Consider the following 14,038-nt stretch of genomic DNA (forward strand, 5'->3'; position numbering starts at 1 on the left):
CCGATGCGAGGAGCGACCAAATGAATCTGAAGAAATCCGCATTGTCGATGAGCCTGGCCGGGGCCGTGTGCGGCTTCGCCGCGCTCGGCGCGAGTGTGGGCACCGTGCACGCCGACCCGAAGTTTCCGTCCCCGCCCGTGCCCCCCATTCCCGGGCCACCGCCGGTTCCCAAGGTCCACGTGCCGCGCGTCGAGGCACCACGGGTGCCGGACGTGAACGTGCCGCGGGTCGAGGCACCACGGGTGCCGGATGTCCACGTGAACGTGCCACCGGCCGAGGTGCCGCCACTGCCCAAGGTGAACGTGCCGCCGCCCCCAGCGCCCGCCGTCGACATCAACCTGCCCCGCCTGGCGCCCAACCTGCCCGACGTCGACGCCTACTTCGGCCTGCCGGGCGCTCGCATTCCACCGGGTCAACTGATGAACGCGGCCACCATCAACGGTGTCCCGAACCCGTTCTTCAAGATCCCGCCCGGGCAGCTCAAGAAGATGCGGACCGTCCAGGGTTATCCGAACCCGTTCTTCGACGAGGTTCCGGGCCACTGGGAGATCCCGGCGTCCGTCATACCCGACGCCTGGCCGGGCGTGCCGGGGATCAACGACTACTTCGGCCTGCCGGGTCAGCAGATCGGCCCGGTACAGCTGAGGGCGGAGGCCACCATCAACGGGGTGCGCAACCCGTTCTACGGCATTTCGGCCGATGAGCTGAGGAAACTTCCGACGGTGCAGGGCTTCGAGAATCCGTTCTTCGACGGCGCCCCCGGACACTGGGACATTCCGTAGGAGCTAGTCCGAGGAGCAGGTGGTGTCCGGCGGCGGCACCGTCACGTCGACGAGGTAGCGGGCGGCGATGTCGTCGATGCACTTGTTGCCCTGGAACACCACGGTGTGCTGGGTGCCCTGGAACGTCACCAACGTCCCCCCGAGCTGCTTGGCGAGCTCCACGCCCGCCTGGTACGGCGTCGCGGGATCGTTCGTCGTCGAAACCACCAGCGTCGGCGGCAATCCGTCGACCTTCAGCTCGTGCGGTTCGCTCGTCGGGGGCACCGGCCAGAACGCGCATGTACCCAGCGGAGCGTGCCCGGTGAATTCGCCGTAGCTCATGAACGGCGCGGCCTCACGCACCCGCCGGTCCTCCTCGGCGACCTTGGCCCGGTCGGTCACCGCCGGCTTGTCCATGCAGTTGACCGCGACTCGCACATCGGTGGAATTGTTGTAGTGGCCCTGCGCATCTCGTCCCATGTACAGGTCGGCCAGCGCGAGCATGGTGTCACCGGTTCCGCGCTCCATCTCGCTGAGCGCCTGCGTCAGATGCCGCCACAGGTTCGGCGAGTACAGCGGCAGGATCGTCCCCACGATCGCGTCGGAGTAGCTCAGCCCCCGCGGATCCCGGGTCTTGAGCGGCTTGTCCACCAGCGGGTCGACCAGGCTGTGGTAGACGTCGTTGGCCTTCGCCGGATCGGTGCCCAACGGGCAGCCCGGGTTCTTGGCGCAGTCGGCGGCATAGTCGTTGAACGCGGTCTGGAAGGCGGCGGCCTGCCGGACGTTGGCCTCGGTGGGATCGGCGTTCGGATCGACCGCGCCGTCGAGGATCATCGCGCGCACCTTGTCTGGATACGCCTCGGCGTACGTGGCGCCGATCCGGGTGCCGTAGGAGTAGCCGAGGTAGGTCAACTTCTCGTCACCGAGCGCCTGGCGCATCGCCTCGAGATCCTTGGCCACGTTGACGGTTCCGACGTTGGCGAGGAACTCCTTGCCCATCTTGTCCTCGCAGCGCTGGACGAACTCCTTGGTCTCCTTCTCGATCTCCGCGACGCCCTCCGGCGAATAGTCGACCTGGGGCTCGGCCCGTAGCCGGTCGTTGTCGGCATCGGAGTTGCACCACAGCGCGGGCGTGGAATTGGCGACGCCGCGCGGATCGAAGCCGACGAGGTCGAAGCGCTGCCGGACCGACTCGGGCAACGAGCCGACGACGCTGGCGGCGGCCTCCACACCGGACTCCCCCGGCCCGCCCGGGTTGATGATCAACGAGCCGATCTTGTCGCCGGTGGCCCTGAACCGGATCATCGCGATGCGGGCGACGTCACCGTCGGGGTCGTCGTAGTCCACCGGGACCGACAGCATGCCGCACTCCGCATCGGCGGGAATCCGCGACTCGTCGGGCTGTTCGGACTGGCACTTGGTCCACTCGATCGGGGTACCGGGCGGCGGAACCGCGACGACGGCGCGGCCGTCCACCAGATGGCTGCATCCGGTGGCCGCGAGCAGCACAGTGGCCGCGAGGACCCCGATCTTGGCGTTCATGGCTCAACATGCTGCCATGAACCCTCATCGCCCCTGGCTAGGGCGCTATCGCGTGGCGGCCAGCAACTCGTCGAGGGCGGCGGAGAAGTCGTCGGCCATATCCCACAGGTCGGGCAGCAGTTCCGGGCAGGACACGATGCCGACGTTCAGTGAGCCGGTCAGCGACATGACGGTGATGTTGAGTCCCGACCCGTGGAAGATCGGGCCGAGCGGGTACATCGCCTTGGCCTCGCAGCCCAGGTAGTACAGCGGCACCTGCGGGCCGGGCACGTTGGAGATGACCAAGTTGTGCACCGGCCTGGCCCCGCTGAGCCGGCTCGCGGCGTAGACGCGCATCGCGACACCGAAGACCGCAGGCGCGGCGAACTGCGTCCAGTCTTGCAGCAGGGTTGCGCCGATCGCCGAACTGTGTTGCTTGGCAACGGAATTCGATTCGGCGATCGACTTCAGCCGGGCGGCCGGGTCCTCGATGTGGGTTTCCAACCGCGAGAACATCCCCGACACTTGATTGCGGCCGGGCCGGTCGGATTTGTCGTGCACCGAGACCGGGACCATCGCCACAAGCGAGTTCTCCGGCAGTTGGCCGTGGTCGGCGAGGTACTTGCGCAGCACGCCGGACACCAGCGCCATGACCACGTCGTTGACCTTCACCCCGAAGTGGTTCTTGACGGTCTTGATGTCCTCGAGGTCCAACTTGGCGAACGCGACGTTGCGGTGCCCGGTGACGTTCATGTTGAACACCGTCCGCGGCGCGGCGAACGGCGGCGCCATCGACAGCCCGGAGCGGGCCCGGCGCACCGTGTCGACCACCGACGTCACCGTCACGGGCAACGCGTTGACCAGTTTCAACGGTCGGGTCGCGAACTTGACCGCGCCACTGACCGCGATCTCCAGCGAGCTCGCGTCGCCAGGACCGTCGACGGGGTCGGGCGGCGGTGCGTCGGGTTCGGTGCTGCACAGCTGCGACATCAGGCTCGCGCCGGTGACGCCGTCGACGCCGGCATGGTGGACCTTCGTCATGACGACGAGGCGCCCGCCGTCCTGCGGATTGGTGCCGTCGATGTTCTCGATCACCCACTTCTCCCACAGCGGGCGGCTGCGGTCGAGCGGGAGCGACGCGATGTGGCCGCAGATCTCGGCGAGCTCGCGCGGCCCGCCGGGCGCGGGCAGCCCGATGCGGTGCAGGTGCCGGTCGACGTCGAAGTCCTTGTCCTCCACCCACACCGGATGGTCGAGGTTGAACCGGCTGTCGGCGAGCTTCTCGCGGAATTCCGGCATCGCCTTGATGCGTTGGTTCAGCGCCTCGCGGAACCGATCGAACGTGTAGCCGCCGGGCATCGTCGAGGTGTCGAGTTCGAGGATCGAACACACATGCAGCGGCTGCTGCGCGGTCTCGAGGTAGAGGAAACTGGCGTCGAGCCCGCTGAGCCGTTGCATGCCGCCGATGCTATGCCCGGTGACGGCGGGTGTGAGCAAATCCACTCAACAGCCCTTTTAACATCTCGGACACCAAGTGGCAGACTTGGTGGGTCAGACGAACCCGGGGACCGTACATCGGCCTCGAGGATTCGACCCGACCCACCCAATTGGGGGACAACGATGTCTGAGCAGACCGTGTACGGGACTGCCTCGTCCGCTCCGCGCACCAAAACCCGCACTCTCCACCTCCAGAAGTGGAAAGCCGAAGGCCACAAGTGGGCCATGCTCACCGCCTACGACTACTCCACCGCGCGCGTCTTCGATGACGCCGGCATCCCGGTGCTGCTGGTCGGCGACTCGGCCGCCAACGTCGTCTACGGCTACGACACCACCGTGCCCGTCACGATCGACGAGCTGATCCCGCTGGTCCGCGGCGTGGTCCGCGGCGCCCCGCACGCGCTGGTCGTCGCCGACCTGCCGTTCGGCAGCTACGAAGGCGGGCCGCAGCAGGCGCTCGCGACCGCCACCCGGTTCCTGAAGGAGACCGGCGCGCACGCGGTCAAGCTCGAGGGCGGCGAGCGCGTGGTCGAGCAGATCGCGACGCTGAGCGCCGCGGGCATCCCGGTCATGGCGCACATCGGCTTCACCCCGCAGAGCGTCAACGGGCTGGGCGGCTTCCGGGTCCAGGGCCGCGGCGACGCCGGCGAGCAGACCGTTCACGACGCCATCGCCGTGCAGGAAGCGGGCGCGTTCGCGGTCGTCATGGAGATGGTGCCCGCCGAGTTGGCCACCCAGATCACCGGCAAGCTGACCATCCCCACCATCGGGATCGGCGCGGGCCCGAACTGCGATGCGCAGGTGCTGGTGTGGCAGGACATGGCGGGCATGACGAGCGGCAAGACCGCGAAGTTCGTGAAACGGTTCGGCGCCGTCGGTGACGAATTGCGCCGCGCCGCAGAGCAATACGCCGACGAGGTCGCCAGCGGGGTGTTCCCCGCCGACGAGCACTCGTTCTAGGCGAATTCCGCTTTCCGCTTGGCCAAAAAGGCGTCGACGCCTTCGCGTCCGTCGCTCGAGCCGGCACGTGCGGCGATCAGCCGGCCCTCGAGCTCCATCTGTTCTTCGAGGCCGTTGCCGAAGGTGCCGAGCAGCAACTGCTTGACCCCACCGTTGGAGCCGGCTGACGTGGCCGCCATCTGATCGGCGAGCTTCGCCGCCCGCTCGGCCAGTTCGCCGTCCGCAACGACCTCGGTCACCAGCCCCCACTGCCACGCCTCCTGCGCCGACAGGGTGCGGTTGGTCAGCATGAGCTCTTTGGTCTTGGTGATGCCGATGAGCCGCGGCAGGTAGTAGGACGCGCTGCCGTCGGGGCTGAGGCCGACGCGGGTGTAGGCCATGGTGAACGACGCGGACTCGGCGGCCAGCACCAGATCGCCCGTCACCGCCAGCGAAAACCCCGCACCGGCGGCGGTGCCGTTCACCGCGGTGATGACCACCGCGTTCATCCGGGCGAAGGTCGATATCGCGCGGTGCAGGTCGTCGGCGACGCCCTTGATGTGTGCACCGCGGTCGTCGGCGTCCGCGAAATCCTTCAAATCCCCGCCCGCGCAGAAGAACCGGCCCGATCCGGTGAGCACCACGACCTTCGTCGCCGCGTTGTCACACCGCTTGGCGGCGTCGGCCAGCTCACGAGTCATGGTGCCGTTCATGCCATTTGCCGCATTGGGTCGGTTGAGGGTGATGCGGGTTATGGCACCGGTCTGCTCGACGGTCAGCGTTTCGTAATCGGTCACAGTGGGACCTTATATTCGCCGCCCTCCCCCATGTTCACCTGCGTGTGGCAATCTGTCTCGCACCATGGGCAAATCGGGCGAGTCGGCGCGGCATCTGGAGGTCGAGCGCAAGTTCGACGTGGGCGAATCGACCGTGTCGCCGTCGTTCGAAGGTTTGTCGTCGGTGGTTCGCGTCGAACGATCGCCGGCACACCATCTGGAGGCCGTGTACTTCGACACCCCCGACCATGACCTCGCGTCGCGGCGCATCACGCTGCGCAGGCGCACCGGCGGCCCGGACGAAGGCTGGCACCTCAAGCTGCCCGCCGGGCCCGACGCGCGGACCGAGGTCAGGGAACCGCTGGGTGAGGACGCTCTGGGTGAGGACACTGTGGGTGAGGACGCTGGGGTGCCGGATGCGCTGCGCGACATCGTGCTGGCGATCGTGCGTGACCGTCCGCTGCAGCCGGTCGCCCGCATCTCCACCCGACGCACCGTCGACCTCCTCTATGGTCCCGACGGCGCGCCGGTGGCGGAGTTCTGCGACGACCAGGTGAGCGCCTCCGCCGAGCCCGACGGACCGGAGCAGGTGTGGCGCGAGTGGGAGCTCGAACTGGCCGACGGCGCCGACCGCGACCTGCTGGACCGGCTGTCTAACCGGCTGATCGACGCAGGTGCCGAGCCCGCGGCGAGCGGTTCGAAACTGGCGCGGGTACTGGATTCGGTGCAGGAGGACGCGTCGCAACCGTCGGACGCGGTGCACCGAGCGGTGGCTGAACAGGTCGAGCAGCTGATCGAGTGGGACCGCGCGGTGCGTGCGGACGTCGAGGATTCGGTGCACCAGATGCGGGTGACGACGCGCAGGATCCGCAGCCTGCTGCAGACCTCGCGCGAGGCGTTCGGCATCTCCGACGACGCGTGGATTCTCGACGAGCTGAGACAGCTCGCCGCGATCCTCGGAGTGGCGCGCGACGCCGAAGTGCTGGCCGAACGCTACGCGAAGGCGCTCGATGAGCTGCCGGAAGAGCTGGTTCGCGGACCGGTGCGGGAGCGCCTGGTCGACGGCGCCGAGCGGCGCTATGCGGCCGGGCTGCGCCGTTCGTTGATCGCGATGCGCTCGCAGCGGTATTTCCGGCTGCTCGACGCGCTCGAAGGGTTGGTCGCCGCAGAACCGGTTCCGGCGCAGGACGAGGATGAGCGCAGCCAGGCGACGATCGACGCGGCCTACAAACGTGTGCGCAAGGCGGCGAAGGCCGCCGCGGAGGCGGACGAGGACAAGGACGAGGCACTGCATCGAATCCGCAAGGGCGCCAAGCGGCTTCGGTACACCGCGGCGGCGACCGGTCAGGGCAAGGTGTCCGATCGAGCCAAGAAGATCCAGTCGATGCTGGGCGATCACCAGGACAGCGTGGTCAGCCGGACGCACCTGAGCCAGCAGGCCGAGGCGGCCCACACCGCGGGCGAGGACACGTTCACCTACGGACTGCTCTTCCGGATGGAGGAGGAACTCGCGCAGCGCTCGCGTGACCAGTTGGACCGCGCGCTCAAGAAGCTCGCCAAGGCGGTGCGCAAGGCGCGCTGACCGAGCCCGGACTGGCCGCGCCCGTGCAGGGCGGATGAGTTGGCCTGTAAGCCGGATTCTGTCCCTCACCACCGCGGCTGACCGCGGCGGCGAGGTGGCGACCATCCATCTGGGCACACCGTCACCGGGTGCCTCGAGCGGCCTACCCGCAGGCTCGGGCGAGCAACCCTCGGGCGCCTGCGCGGCCGCAACCAGGTTGCGGCCTTCTTGGCCTTGCTTCGGGTGGGGTTTGCCTAGCCACTCCGGTCACCCGGAATGCTGGTGCGCTCTTACCGCACCGTTTCACCCTTACCACCCCGAGTCCGAAGACCCGGTGGTGGCGGTCTGTTTTCTGTGGCACTTTCCCGCGAGTCACCTCGGATTGCCGTTAGCAATCACCCTGCTCTGTGAAGTCCGGACTTTCCTCGAAACCCAGGCGAACCTGGATCCCGCGGCCGCCCAGCCAACTCATCCGCTGGTTCAACGTAGCGCCTGTCGCCGCTGTTCCGCGAGTTCGACATACTTGGCGCATGGCGCAGGTGCCTCCGGCGCGCTATCTGATGCGCGCCAAGGATCTGGTCGACGCGCGGTACGCCGAGGCGATCACCGTCGACGACCTAGCCGCGGCCGCGGGTCTGTCCCGCGCGCACTTCAGCAGGATGTTCACCCGCACCTTCGGGGAAACGCCGCGGGCTTATCTGCAGACCCGCCGCCTGGAACGCGCCGCGGCGCTGCTGCGCAACACCGATCGCTCGATCGCCGACATCTGCGTGATGGTGGGGTTGCAGAGCGTGGGCTCGTTCACCACCAGCTTCGCCCGGGTGTACGGGCTGCCGCCTGCCGCGTACCGGGCCAGCCTGCCGCCGGCGGCGATCCACGCCCGGGTGCCGAGTTGCATCCTCAAGCGCGACACCCGGCCTCCCGCCGACAGCCGGGTGCGTAAGACAGCACACGGGGAGAAGACGCAGAACACCGACCGGCCGTAGCGTCGAGCCATGATCAAAATCGCAAGCGCCCACTTGTGGGTACACGACCAGGAAGCGGCATTGAAGTTCTGGACCGAGAAGGTCGGTATGGAAGTGCGGCAAGATGTTTCGCTGCCCGACGTGGACGGGCTGTTCCGATGGCTGACCGTCGGGCCGCCCGGTCAGGACGATGTGTCGATCGTGTTGATGGCCGTACCCGGCGAACCGGTCATGGACGAGGCGACCCGCAAGCAGGTGCTGGACCTGACCGCCAAGGGCTTCGCGGGAACGGTGTTCCTGACGACGGAGGACTGCCAGGCCTCCTATGAGGAAATGCGTTCGCGCGGAGTCGAGTTCACCGAGGAACCACACGAGATGCCCTACGGTGTCGACTGCGGGTTCCGCGATCCGTCCGGCAACAGCGTGCGCCTGACGCAACTCGCGGACCTCTCGGCCATCACGGGATAGCGCGTGCGGATCCCGACCGCTGCGCTCGCCTCGGCGGCGTTCTTCGTGGCCGCGCCCGGCACGTTCGTCGGGCTCGGTCCGTGGTTGATCACGCGTTGGGAGTTGTCCGACGCTCCGACATGGCGGATGGTCGTGGGCGGGATCGTGGTCATCGTCGGCCTGATCCCGCCCATCCACGCGTTCGTCGAATTCGTCAGGGCCGGTGGCACTCCCATGCCCGTCGCACCCACGCAACGTCTGGTCGTGACGGGCTTCAACCGGTTCGTCCGCAATCCGATGTACGTCGGGCTGATCGTCGCGATCCTCGGTCAAGCAGTGCTTTTCGGCAGCCTGTGGCTCGTGCTCTATGCGGCGATCGGGTGGGCGGTCACCGCGTCGTTCGTGCGTTGGTACGAAGAACCCACGCTGGTGCGAACGTACGGGGCGCAATACCAGACGTATCGCGAAAACGTGCGCGCGTGGCTCCCCCGGCTGACGCCGTGGACGCCGGTTGGGGACGTCAGCGGTTAGGCCACGTCGCGCGCGGCGCCGGTCCTCCCGGCGGGGCGGGCTTGAGGTTCGCGCCGGGAACCTGTGAGTTCTGCCAGGCCGACATGCACAGCCCGATCCTGCCGGGTTTACACCAGCCTCCCGTGCCCGGAATTCCGAGCGTGGTTTGGGATTGCGCCCAGCACACCCCGGTCCGCTGATCCCACACCTCGCTGGCCTTGCACTGGGCGTGCGCGGCCGGAGCGGTCACGAGGGGGGACGACAGCAGAACGGCGCTGCAGACCGAAGCCAGCAGGAGGACTGGTGCCGTGGTCCGGATTCTCATATCGATGCGTCTCCGTCGGTAAGCGGGGTCCTGGGGTCTCGGAGCGAGCGGCCGGTCATGACGGCGGGGTGATGGTCGTCTGTTCGTCGATGACCTTGATGGCGTCGAGCACGGCGTTCTGTTCGGTTTCGGGACTGTCCGCATTCAGCTGCAGGACGAAGATGCCGTCCGACGCCGGCACCACGACGGTCTTCTGGGCGACGAACCGCTTCTGGCCGTCGTTCATGAACGTGCCTGCGTACGAAAGGGCATCGAAGCCACCGAGTTTGCCCCTCTCGGGCGCCGCCAACGGCTTGAACTCGGCCATGTCCTCCAGCTGCTCCGGGGCGTATTCGAAGATCTTCGCCTGATCTACGTTGCCGGTGAGCTTCGAGGCGATCGCGTACATGTCCGGCGGGTCATTCGGATCCTTCGGGCTGTCGTAGGCGATGGCGCCGTAGGCCCATTCCGGCGTCGCCTCACCCGCGTCGCTCCATCCGGGCGGCAGCGGGAAGTCGAATGTCGGGGTCCCCGGTTCCCCCGGCTTGATCGGCGTTTCGGCGATCCCACTGTCGGTGATGTACTCGTTGATCGTGTCGTCGTCGTCAGCGGCGGGGCTGGGTGTGGCCGTCGCCGTGCCGGTCTCGCTGGTGGCCGATGTCGTGGTCGTTGCTGACGTATCAGCGTCGGAACCACAGCCGACGAGTCCAAAGCTCAGTGCGATGGCGAAAAGACCCGCCGCCGTCCCTACGGGGAGATACTTCATCGGCTCGCCGCCTCCTACGGTTCTTGTTCACACGCCGAGAATTGATCTTGAAAGCGAGCCTAATGGGTAAGCCCCGAAAATTCGCTACTTCGTCAATTTTCAGAACGGTGGGGGCTTGTAGATCGCCGCAAGCCATGCCTGATGCTGCCGCTCCTCCTCGGCGATCAGCTCGCGCCGTAGCCGCCGTTCGGCGTCGATGCGGTCGCGGCGATCTTGTTCTCGGGTTTGCCTGCGCCGAGGCATCATTGCCATGCGGTCGGGGTTCTCGGGCGGTGGCGCGGCGACCGTGGGGACGCCGGTGGGCTGCCCGAGCACGGGAAACATGCTCGCGCCGTGAGGTTCTGACCGGTACACGTGGCCGGTCGGAGCCGTGAGAACGATTGTGCCGTCGGTAAGCTGTTCATCCTTCCAGCCACCACTGCCGCAATAGAACGTCTTGATCAGATGGTGAATACGGCAGTAGTGCTTGGTGTTCGACGGATGCGTCGGACCGTACGGCCACGGCACCGTATGGTCCACATCGCATTTCGACACCGGCCTGTCGCATCCGGGCCAGCGGCACGTCAGATCCCGCCACTGTAGGAACTCGGTCAACTTGGCGCTGGGCCGATACCCGGTGCCGGCGTTCCCGTTCGCCATGGCAGCGTCGGCGGCCGGCACGTCAACCGGCTTGAGTTCGGCATTGCGCACAAGCCCGCGGACCGATTCGGCCGGCAGAATCCCGAAACCCGGCAGATATCCCGGCTTGTTCCCGGACCCGTCCACCGTGGCCTGCTCGGCAAGAACATGGATCACCGCCGCGGACGCCGCGGCGCGGTAGGCGGCCGCCGGGCACTCGTCGGAGCCACACTGACACGCCAACGTGGCCTCGAGCCGCGACAGCGGACCCACGGCGTCGGCACGGCGCTGAGACGTCGTCCGCGGATCGTTCTCACACACGGTGGCCGCCAACGCATCCAGCCGCGCATCCAAAGAGGCGCCGTCCTCGGCGCGCAGCTTGCCACCCAGGAACGCCAATCCCGCGGTATTGATGGGGCTGATCTCGACGTAGCGATGCTGATCGGCTTCCGGCGGTACCCGCACCGCAGCCGGATCAAATTCGGCGATGAACAGATCGATGCGGTCGCGCAGCTTGGGTTTGGACAGCTTCATCCACTTCTCGACCCGCCATGCCAACGCCTCATCGAGGTTCACCATGACGTCGTCCTCGACGTTCTCGGTGCGCGCGACGATCGCCGACACCATCCGATAATCGATCACACCCCGACAGAACCGCCTGAGGACCTGCGGCAGCCGATCCCGCAGTGCGATCGCGACCTCGACCTGACCGACCGCTCGCGCATGGCTGATGTTCTGCACCGGCGCGATCTCGGCCGCCACCGCCGCGACCGCATCGGCCACGTAGAACCGCGACTCGACCATCTCAGGATTGCGCCTGGCGAACAACTCACCGACCAACGACAACCGGCGCCCCATCGCCGCCGACTCCTCGCGCGCCTCTTCACCCATAAAGGTGATGAGATCGGCATCCGAGGCGTCTTCGAACATGCTTTCGATACTAGTTCTGCCCACTGACGTGTCGACACGAAAATCGTGACCCTGTGGATCAATTCGCTGTCTGGGAGAACCTCACGAAATGTCGATCGCCGGCGTCTTCTGGGTATGCATCGCCAAATGGCGCATACGCAATGGCACGCCCGTGTCGACGCCGCCAATTGGGACGCCGTCGTCACCGAACTCGACGCAACCGGCGGCGCCCTGCTTCCACGCCTACTGACCAAGCCCGAGAGCGCCGCGCTCAAGCGCCTCTACATCGACGACGACAGATTCCGTTCGACCGTCGACATGGCCCGCCACCGCTTCGGCGAGGGCGAGTACCGCTACTTGCGCGAGCCGTACCCCGAACCGGTCCAAGCGCTCAGGCGGGCGCTGTATCCGCGGCTCCTCCCGATCGCGCGGGACTGGTGGGCCCGATTGGGCCGCCCCGCGCCTTGGCCTGACCAATTCGACGACTGGCTCGACATGTGCCACGCCGCCGGCCAGACGAAACCGACCGCGCTCATGCTCAAATACGGACCCGGTGACTGGAATGCGCTGCACCGAGACCTCTACGGCGATCTGGTGTTTCCGCTACAGGTCGTGATCAACCTCAGCGAACCCGGCGTCGAGCACACCGGCGGTGAGTTCCTGTTGGTCGAACAACGCCCCCGCGCTCAGTCGCGCGGCACATCGACCCTGCTGCCCCACGGGCGCGGCTACGTCTTCACCACCCGGGAGCGGCCCGTGCGGTCGGCGTGCGGATGGTCGGCCGCGCCGGTGCGGCACGGGGTGTCGGTGGTGCGCTCCGGAGAGCGATACACGCTCGGGCTCATCTTCCACGACGCCGCATGAACCGATCGTTGCAGCGGGAAGCTCAGCGTCGCCGCAACACGATCACGTTGTCGGCCCACTGCGCAGTCTCGCCGTCCGGGGTCGTCACGTCACGCACCGGTTTGCGGATCTCGGCCGGATCCCATTCGGAATCAGGGAGATTCAGCGCTGCGACCACCTCCTCGGGCGGCGTGAACGTGTGGTGGTGGTCATGGAGCTCCGACAGCCACGGCGGCGGCGACCCGTGGTCGACGATCAGCAGGAGCCCGCCCGGACGGACCGCCCGTGCCGCAGCGCCGAAGATCGCCGTCCGGTCGAGCGGGAACGTGGAGTGCAGGAACTGAGCGTTCACCAGATCGAACTCGCCCTCGGGGAAACTCTCCAAGAGGTCGTGCTGTGCGAAGTCGATGCGGTCGGCGACCCTGCGCGCGGCGGCGTCTTCGGCGGCGCGCTGCAAGGCGGTTTCGGCGATGTCGACGGCGAGGACCCGCCAACCCCGTTCGGCGAGCCACATCGCGTCCCCGCCCTCGCCGCTGCCCAGGTCCAGCGCGGTCCCGGGCTCGAGGTTCGAGGCCACCTCGACGAGGCGAACGTTCGGCCGCCCGCTCCAGATCCGGTCCTGCGAGCTGTAGCGCTCTTCCCAATGTTGTTTGGCGTCAGGCGTTGACATATCCACTCCCTTCCAGCACGACCGCCGGGAATTCCCCCTCCATCAGGCTCTGCACGACGGCGGCGGCCGCGGCCGAGCCGGACGCCACCGCGGTGGCCACCTGCGGCATCTGGGCGACCACATCACCGGCGGCGAATACCCCATGCGCACTGGTCCGATACAGAGCATCGACCTGAACCGGATTTCGCGCCAGCGGCGTCGGCTCCGCCGCAGCGGCGCCCAGTTGCTCGGCGAGCGGCGACCGCTGATGCAACGTCGTCGCCACCAGAAGACCCTTGCGCGGCAACCGGTCGCCGTCGGCGAATACGACGGCCGCCAGATCTCCTGCCGCGGAATCTAATTCGGCTACCGGGCGCTCATCGATCATCACACCCGCCGCGGCCAGCCGTTCACGCTGCGCGTCATCGAGATCGGCCGGACCATCGGTCAGTAGAATGACGTCGTCGCTCCAGAGACGCAACAGCAGCGACGAATGCACCGCGCGCTCACCACGCGCCAGCACCGCCAGAGGCTGATCGCGCACTTCCCATCCGTGGCAGAACGGGCAGTGAAACACCGACCGTCCCCACAGCTCCGCCAGCCCAGGCAGTGACGGCGGCCGGTACTCCATACCGGTGGCCAACAACACCCGCCTGGTCCGCTCGACCCGGCCGTCACCCAAGCGCAGGACGTACCCGTCGTCGGCTCGCTCACCGGCGACGATGTCGCCCGCCACGACCTCCACCGACGGATACGCCGACAACTCTTCGCGCCCCAACGCGTACAGTTCCGCGGGCGGTCGGCCGTCATGGCCCAGCAGCCCCCCGATGCCATGCGCGGGCAGGTTGCTCTGCGCACCCGCATCGACCAGCAGTGTGCGGCGCCGGGCCCGGCCGAGCACCAATGCGGCGCTCAACCCGGCGGCACCGCCGCCGACGATCACGCAATCCCAATATCTGTCCATACGACCAC

Annotated in this window: 15 protein-coding genes and 1 other RNA gene; 7 read left to right on the top strand and 9 right to left on the bottom strand. The window is 67.5% G+C overall.

Annotated features, from left to right (window positions below; all coding sequences use genetic code 11):
* Positions 1–20: 20 nt before the first annotated feature.
* On the top strand, positions 21–782 hold the full coding sequence (locus A5752_RS16940) for a hypothetical protein (protein WP_067087816.1): 762 nt from the start codon (positions 21–23) through the stop codon (positions 780–782).
* A 3-nt stretch (positions 783–785) separates the two neighbouring features.
* On the opposite strand, the gene A5752_RS16945 is transcribed toward A5752_RS16940, so the two are convergent.
* The gene (locus A5752_RS16945; protein ID WP_067087818.1) at positions 786–2,303 is read right to left on the bottom strand and encodes an alpha/beta hydrolase; all 1,518 of its coding nucleotides are present in this window, start codon (positions 2,301–2,303) and stop codon (positions 786–788) included.
* A gap of 45 nt (positions 2,304–2,348) precedes the next feature.
* Entirely contained in the window at positions 2,349–3,740 is a 1,392-nt protein-coding gene (locus A5752_RS16950) for a WS/DGAT/MGAT family O-acyltransferase (protein WP_067088077.1), read from the bottom strand.
* Positions 3,741–3,902: 162 nt separating this feature from the next.
* Between A5752_RS16950 and panB the strand changes: the two genes are divergently transcribed.
* Positions 3,903–4,739, top strand: a complete 837-nt coding sequence (panB, locus tag A5752_RS16955; protein WP_067087820.1) for a 3-methyl-2-oxobutanoate hydroxymethyltransferase — start codon at positions 3,903–3,905, stop codon at positions 4,737–4,739.
* Here panB and A5752_RS16960 read toward each other — a convergent pair.
* Positions 4,736–5,515 (bottom strand): enoyl-CoA hydratase/isomerase family protein, encoded by a 780-nt coding sequence (locus A5752_RS16960; protein WP_067087822.1) that lies wholly within the window; start codon positions 5,513–5,515, stop codon positions 4,736–4,738. The two genes, panB and A5752_RS16960, sit on opposite strands and share 4 nt — an antisense overlap.
* Positions 5,516–5,579: 64 nt before the next feature.
* On the opposite strand from A5752_RS16960, the gene A5752_RS16965 reads away from it, so the two are divergent.
* Positions 5,580–7,076 (top strand): CYTH and CHAD domain-containing protein, encoded by a 1,497-nt coding sequence (locus tag A5752_RS16965; RefSeq protein WP_067087824.1) that lies wholly within the window; start codon positions 5,580–5,582, stop codon positions 7,074–7,076.
* Between the two features lie 31 nt (positions 7,077–7,107).
* On the opposite strand, the gene rnpB is transcribed toward A5752_RS16965, so the two are convergent.
* Positions 7,108–7,526: RNase P RNA component class A (rnpB, locus tag A5752_RS16970), an RNA gene on the bottom strand.
* A gap of 59 nt (positions 7,527–7,585) precedes the next feature.
* Here rnpB and A5752_RS16975 point away from each other — a divergent pair.
* Genes A5752_RS16975 through A5752_RS16985 form a run of 3 tightly spaced genes read left to right on the top strand, consistent with a single transcriptional unit; the run spans position 7,586 to position 8,998 of the window.
* Positions 7,586–8,041: a helix-turn-helix transcriptional regulator gene (locus A5752_RS16975; protein WP_067087826.1), complete on the top strand. Its 456-nt coding sequence runs from the start codon at positions 7,586–7,588 to the stop codon at positions 8,039–8,041.
* Between the two features lie 9 nt (positions 8,042–8,050).
* A complete protein-coding gene (locus A5752_RS16980; protein WP_067087828.1) occupies positions 8,051–8,488 on the top strand; it encodes a VOC family protein in 438 nt (145 codons plus the stop codon).
* Between the two features lie 3 nt (positions 8,489–8,491).
* Positions 8,492–8,998 carry a methyltransferase family protein gene (locus A5752_RS16985; RefSeq protein ID WP_067087830.1) on the top strand — a complete coding sequence of 169 codons (507 nt, stop codon included), beginning with the start codon at positions 8,492–8,494 and terminating at the stop codon, positions 8,996–8,998.
* On the opposite strand, the gene A5752_RS27530 is transcribed toward A5752_RS16985, so the two are convergent.
* The 3 genes from A5752_RS27530 to A5752_RS16995 all read right to left on the bottom strand — a co-directional run bounded on the left by A5752_RS27530 (position 8,988) and on the right by A5752_RS16995 (position 11,595).
* On the bottom strand, positions 8,988–9,227 hold the full coding sequence (locus A5752_RS27530; protein WP_156613941.1) for a hypothetical protein: 240 nt from the start codon (positions 9,225–9,227) through the stop codon (positions 8,988–8,990). The two genes, A5752_RS16985 and A5752_RS27530, sit on opposite strands and share 11 nt — an antisense overlap.
* Before the next feature lie 130 nt (positions 9,228–9,357).
* Positions 9,358–10,047 carry an envelope biogenesis lipoprotein LpqN gene (lpqN, locus tag A5752_RS16990; RefSeq protein WP_067087833.1) on the bottom strand — a complete coding sequence of 230 codons (690 nt, stop codon included), beginning with the start codon at positions 10,045–10,047 and terminating at the stop codon, positions 9,358–9,360.
* A 99-nt stretch (positions 10,048–10,146) separates the two neighbouring features.
* On the bottom strand, positions 10,147–11,595 hold the full coding sequence (locus A5752_RS16995) for an HNH endonuclease signature motif containing protein (RefSeq protein WP_067087835.1): 1,449 nt from the start codon (positions 11,593–11,595) through the stop codon (positions 10,147–10,149).
* A gap of 126 nt (positions 11,596–11,721) precedes the next feature.
* Between A5752_RS16995 and A5752_RS17000 the strand changes: the two genes are divergently transcribed.
* Positions 11,722–12,438, top strand: coding sequence for a 2OG-Fe(II) oxygenase (locus A5752_RS17000; RefSeq protein WP_067087838.1), 717 nt, complete (start codon positions 11,722–11,724; stop codon positions 12,436–12,438).
* Positions 12,439–12,460: 22 nt separating this feature from the next.
* Here the strand turns inward: A5752_RS17000 and A5752_RS17005 are convergent, their stop codons facing one another.
* Both A5752_RS17005 and A5752_RS17010 read right to left on the bottom strand, forming a co-directional pair.
* Positions 12,461–13,087: a class I SAM-dependent methyltransferase gene (locus tag A5752_RS17005; protein ID WP_067087840.1), complete on the bottom strand. Its 627-nt coding sequence runs from the start codon at positions 13,085–13,087 to the stop codon at positions 12,461–12,463.
* Positions 13,074–14,030 (bottom strand): NAD(P)/FAD-dependent oxidoreductase, encoded by a 957-nt coding sequence (locus A5752_RS17010; protein ID WP_067087842.1) that lies wholly within the window; start codon positions 14,028–14,030, stop codon positions 13,074–13,076. Before A5752_RS17010 ends, A5752_RS17005 begins: the two co-directional genes overlap by 14 nt.
* Between the last annotated feature and the right edge of the window lie 8 nt (positions 14,031–14,038).

The organism is Mycobacterium sp. 852002-51961_SCH5331710 (assembly GCF_001665535.1).
Classification (GTDB): domain Bacteria; phylum Actinomycetota; class Actinomycetes; order Mycobacteriales; family Mycobacteriaceae; genus Mycobacterium.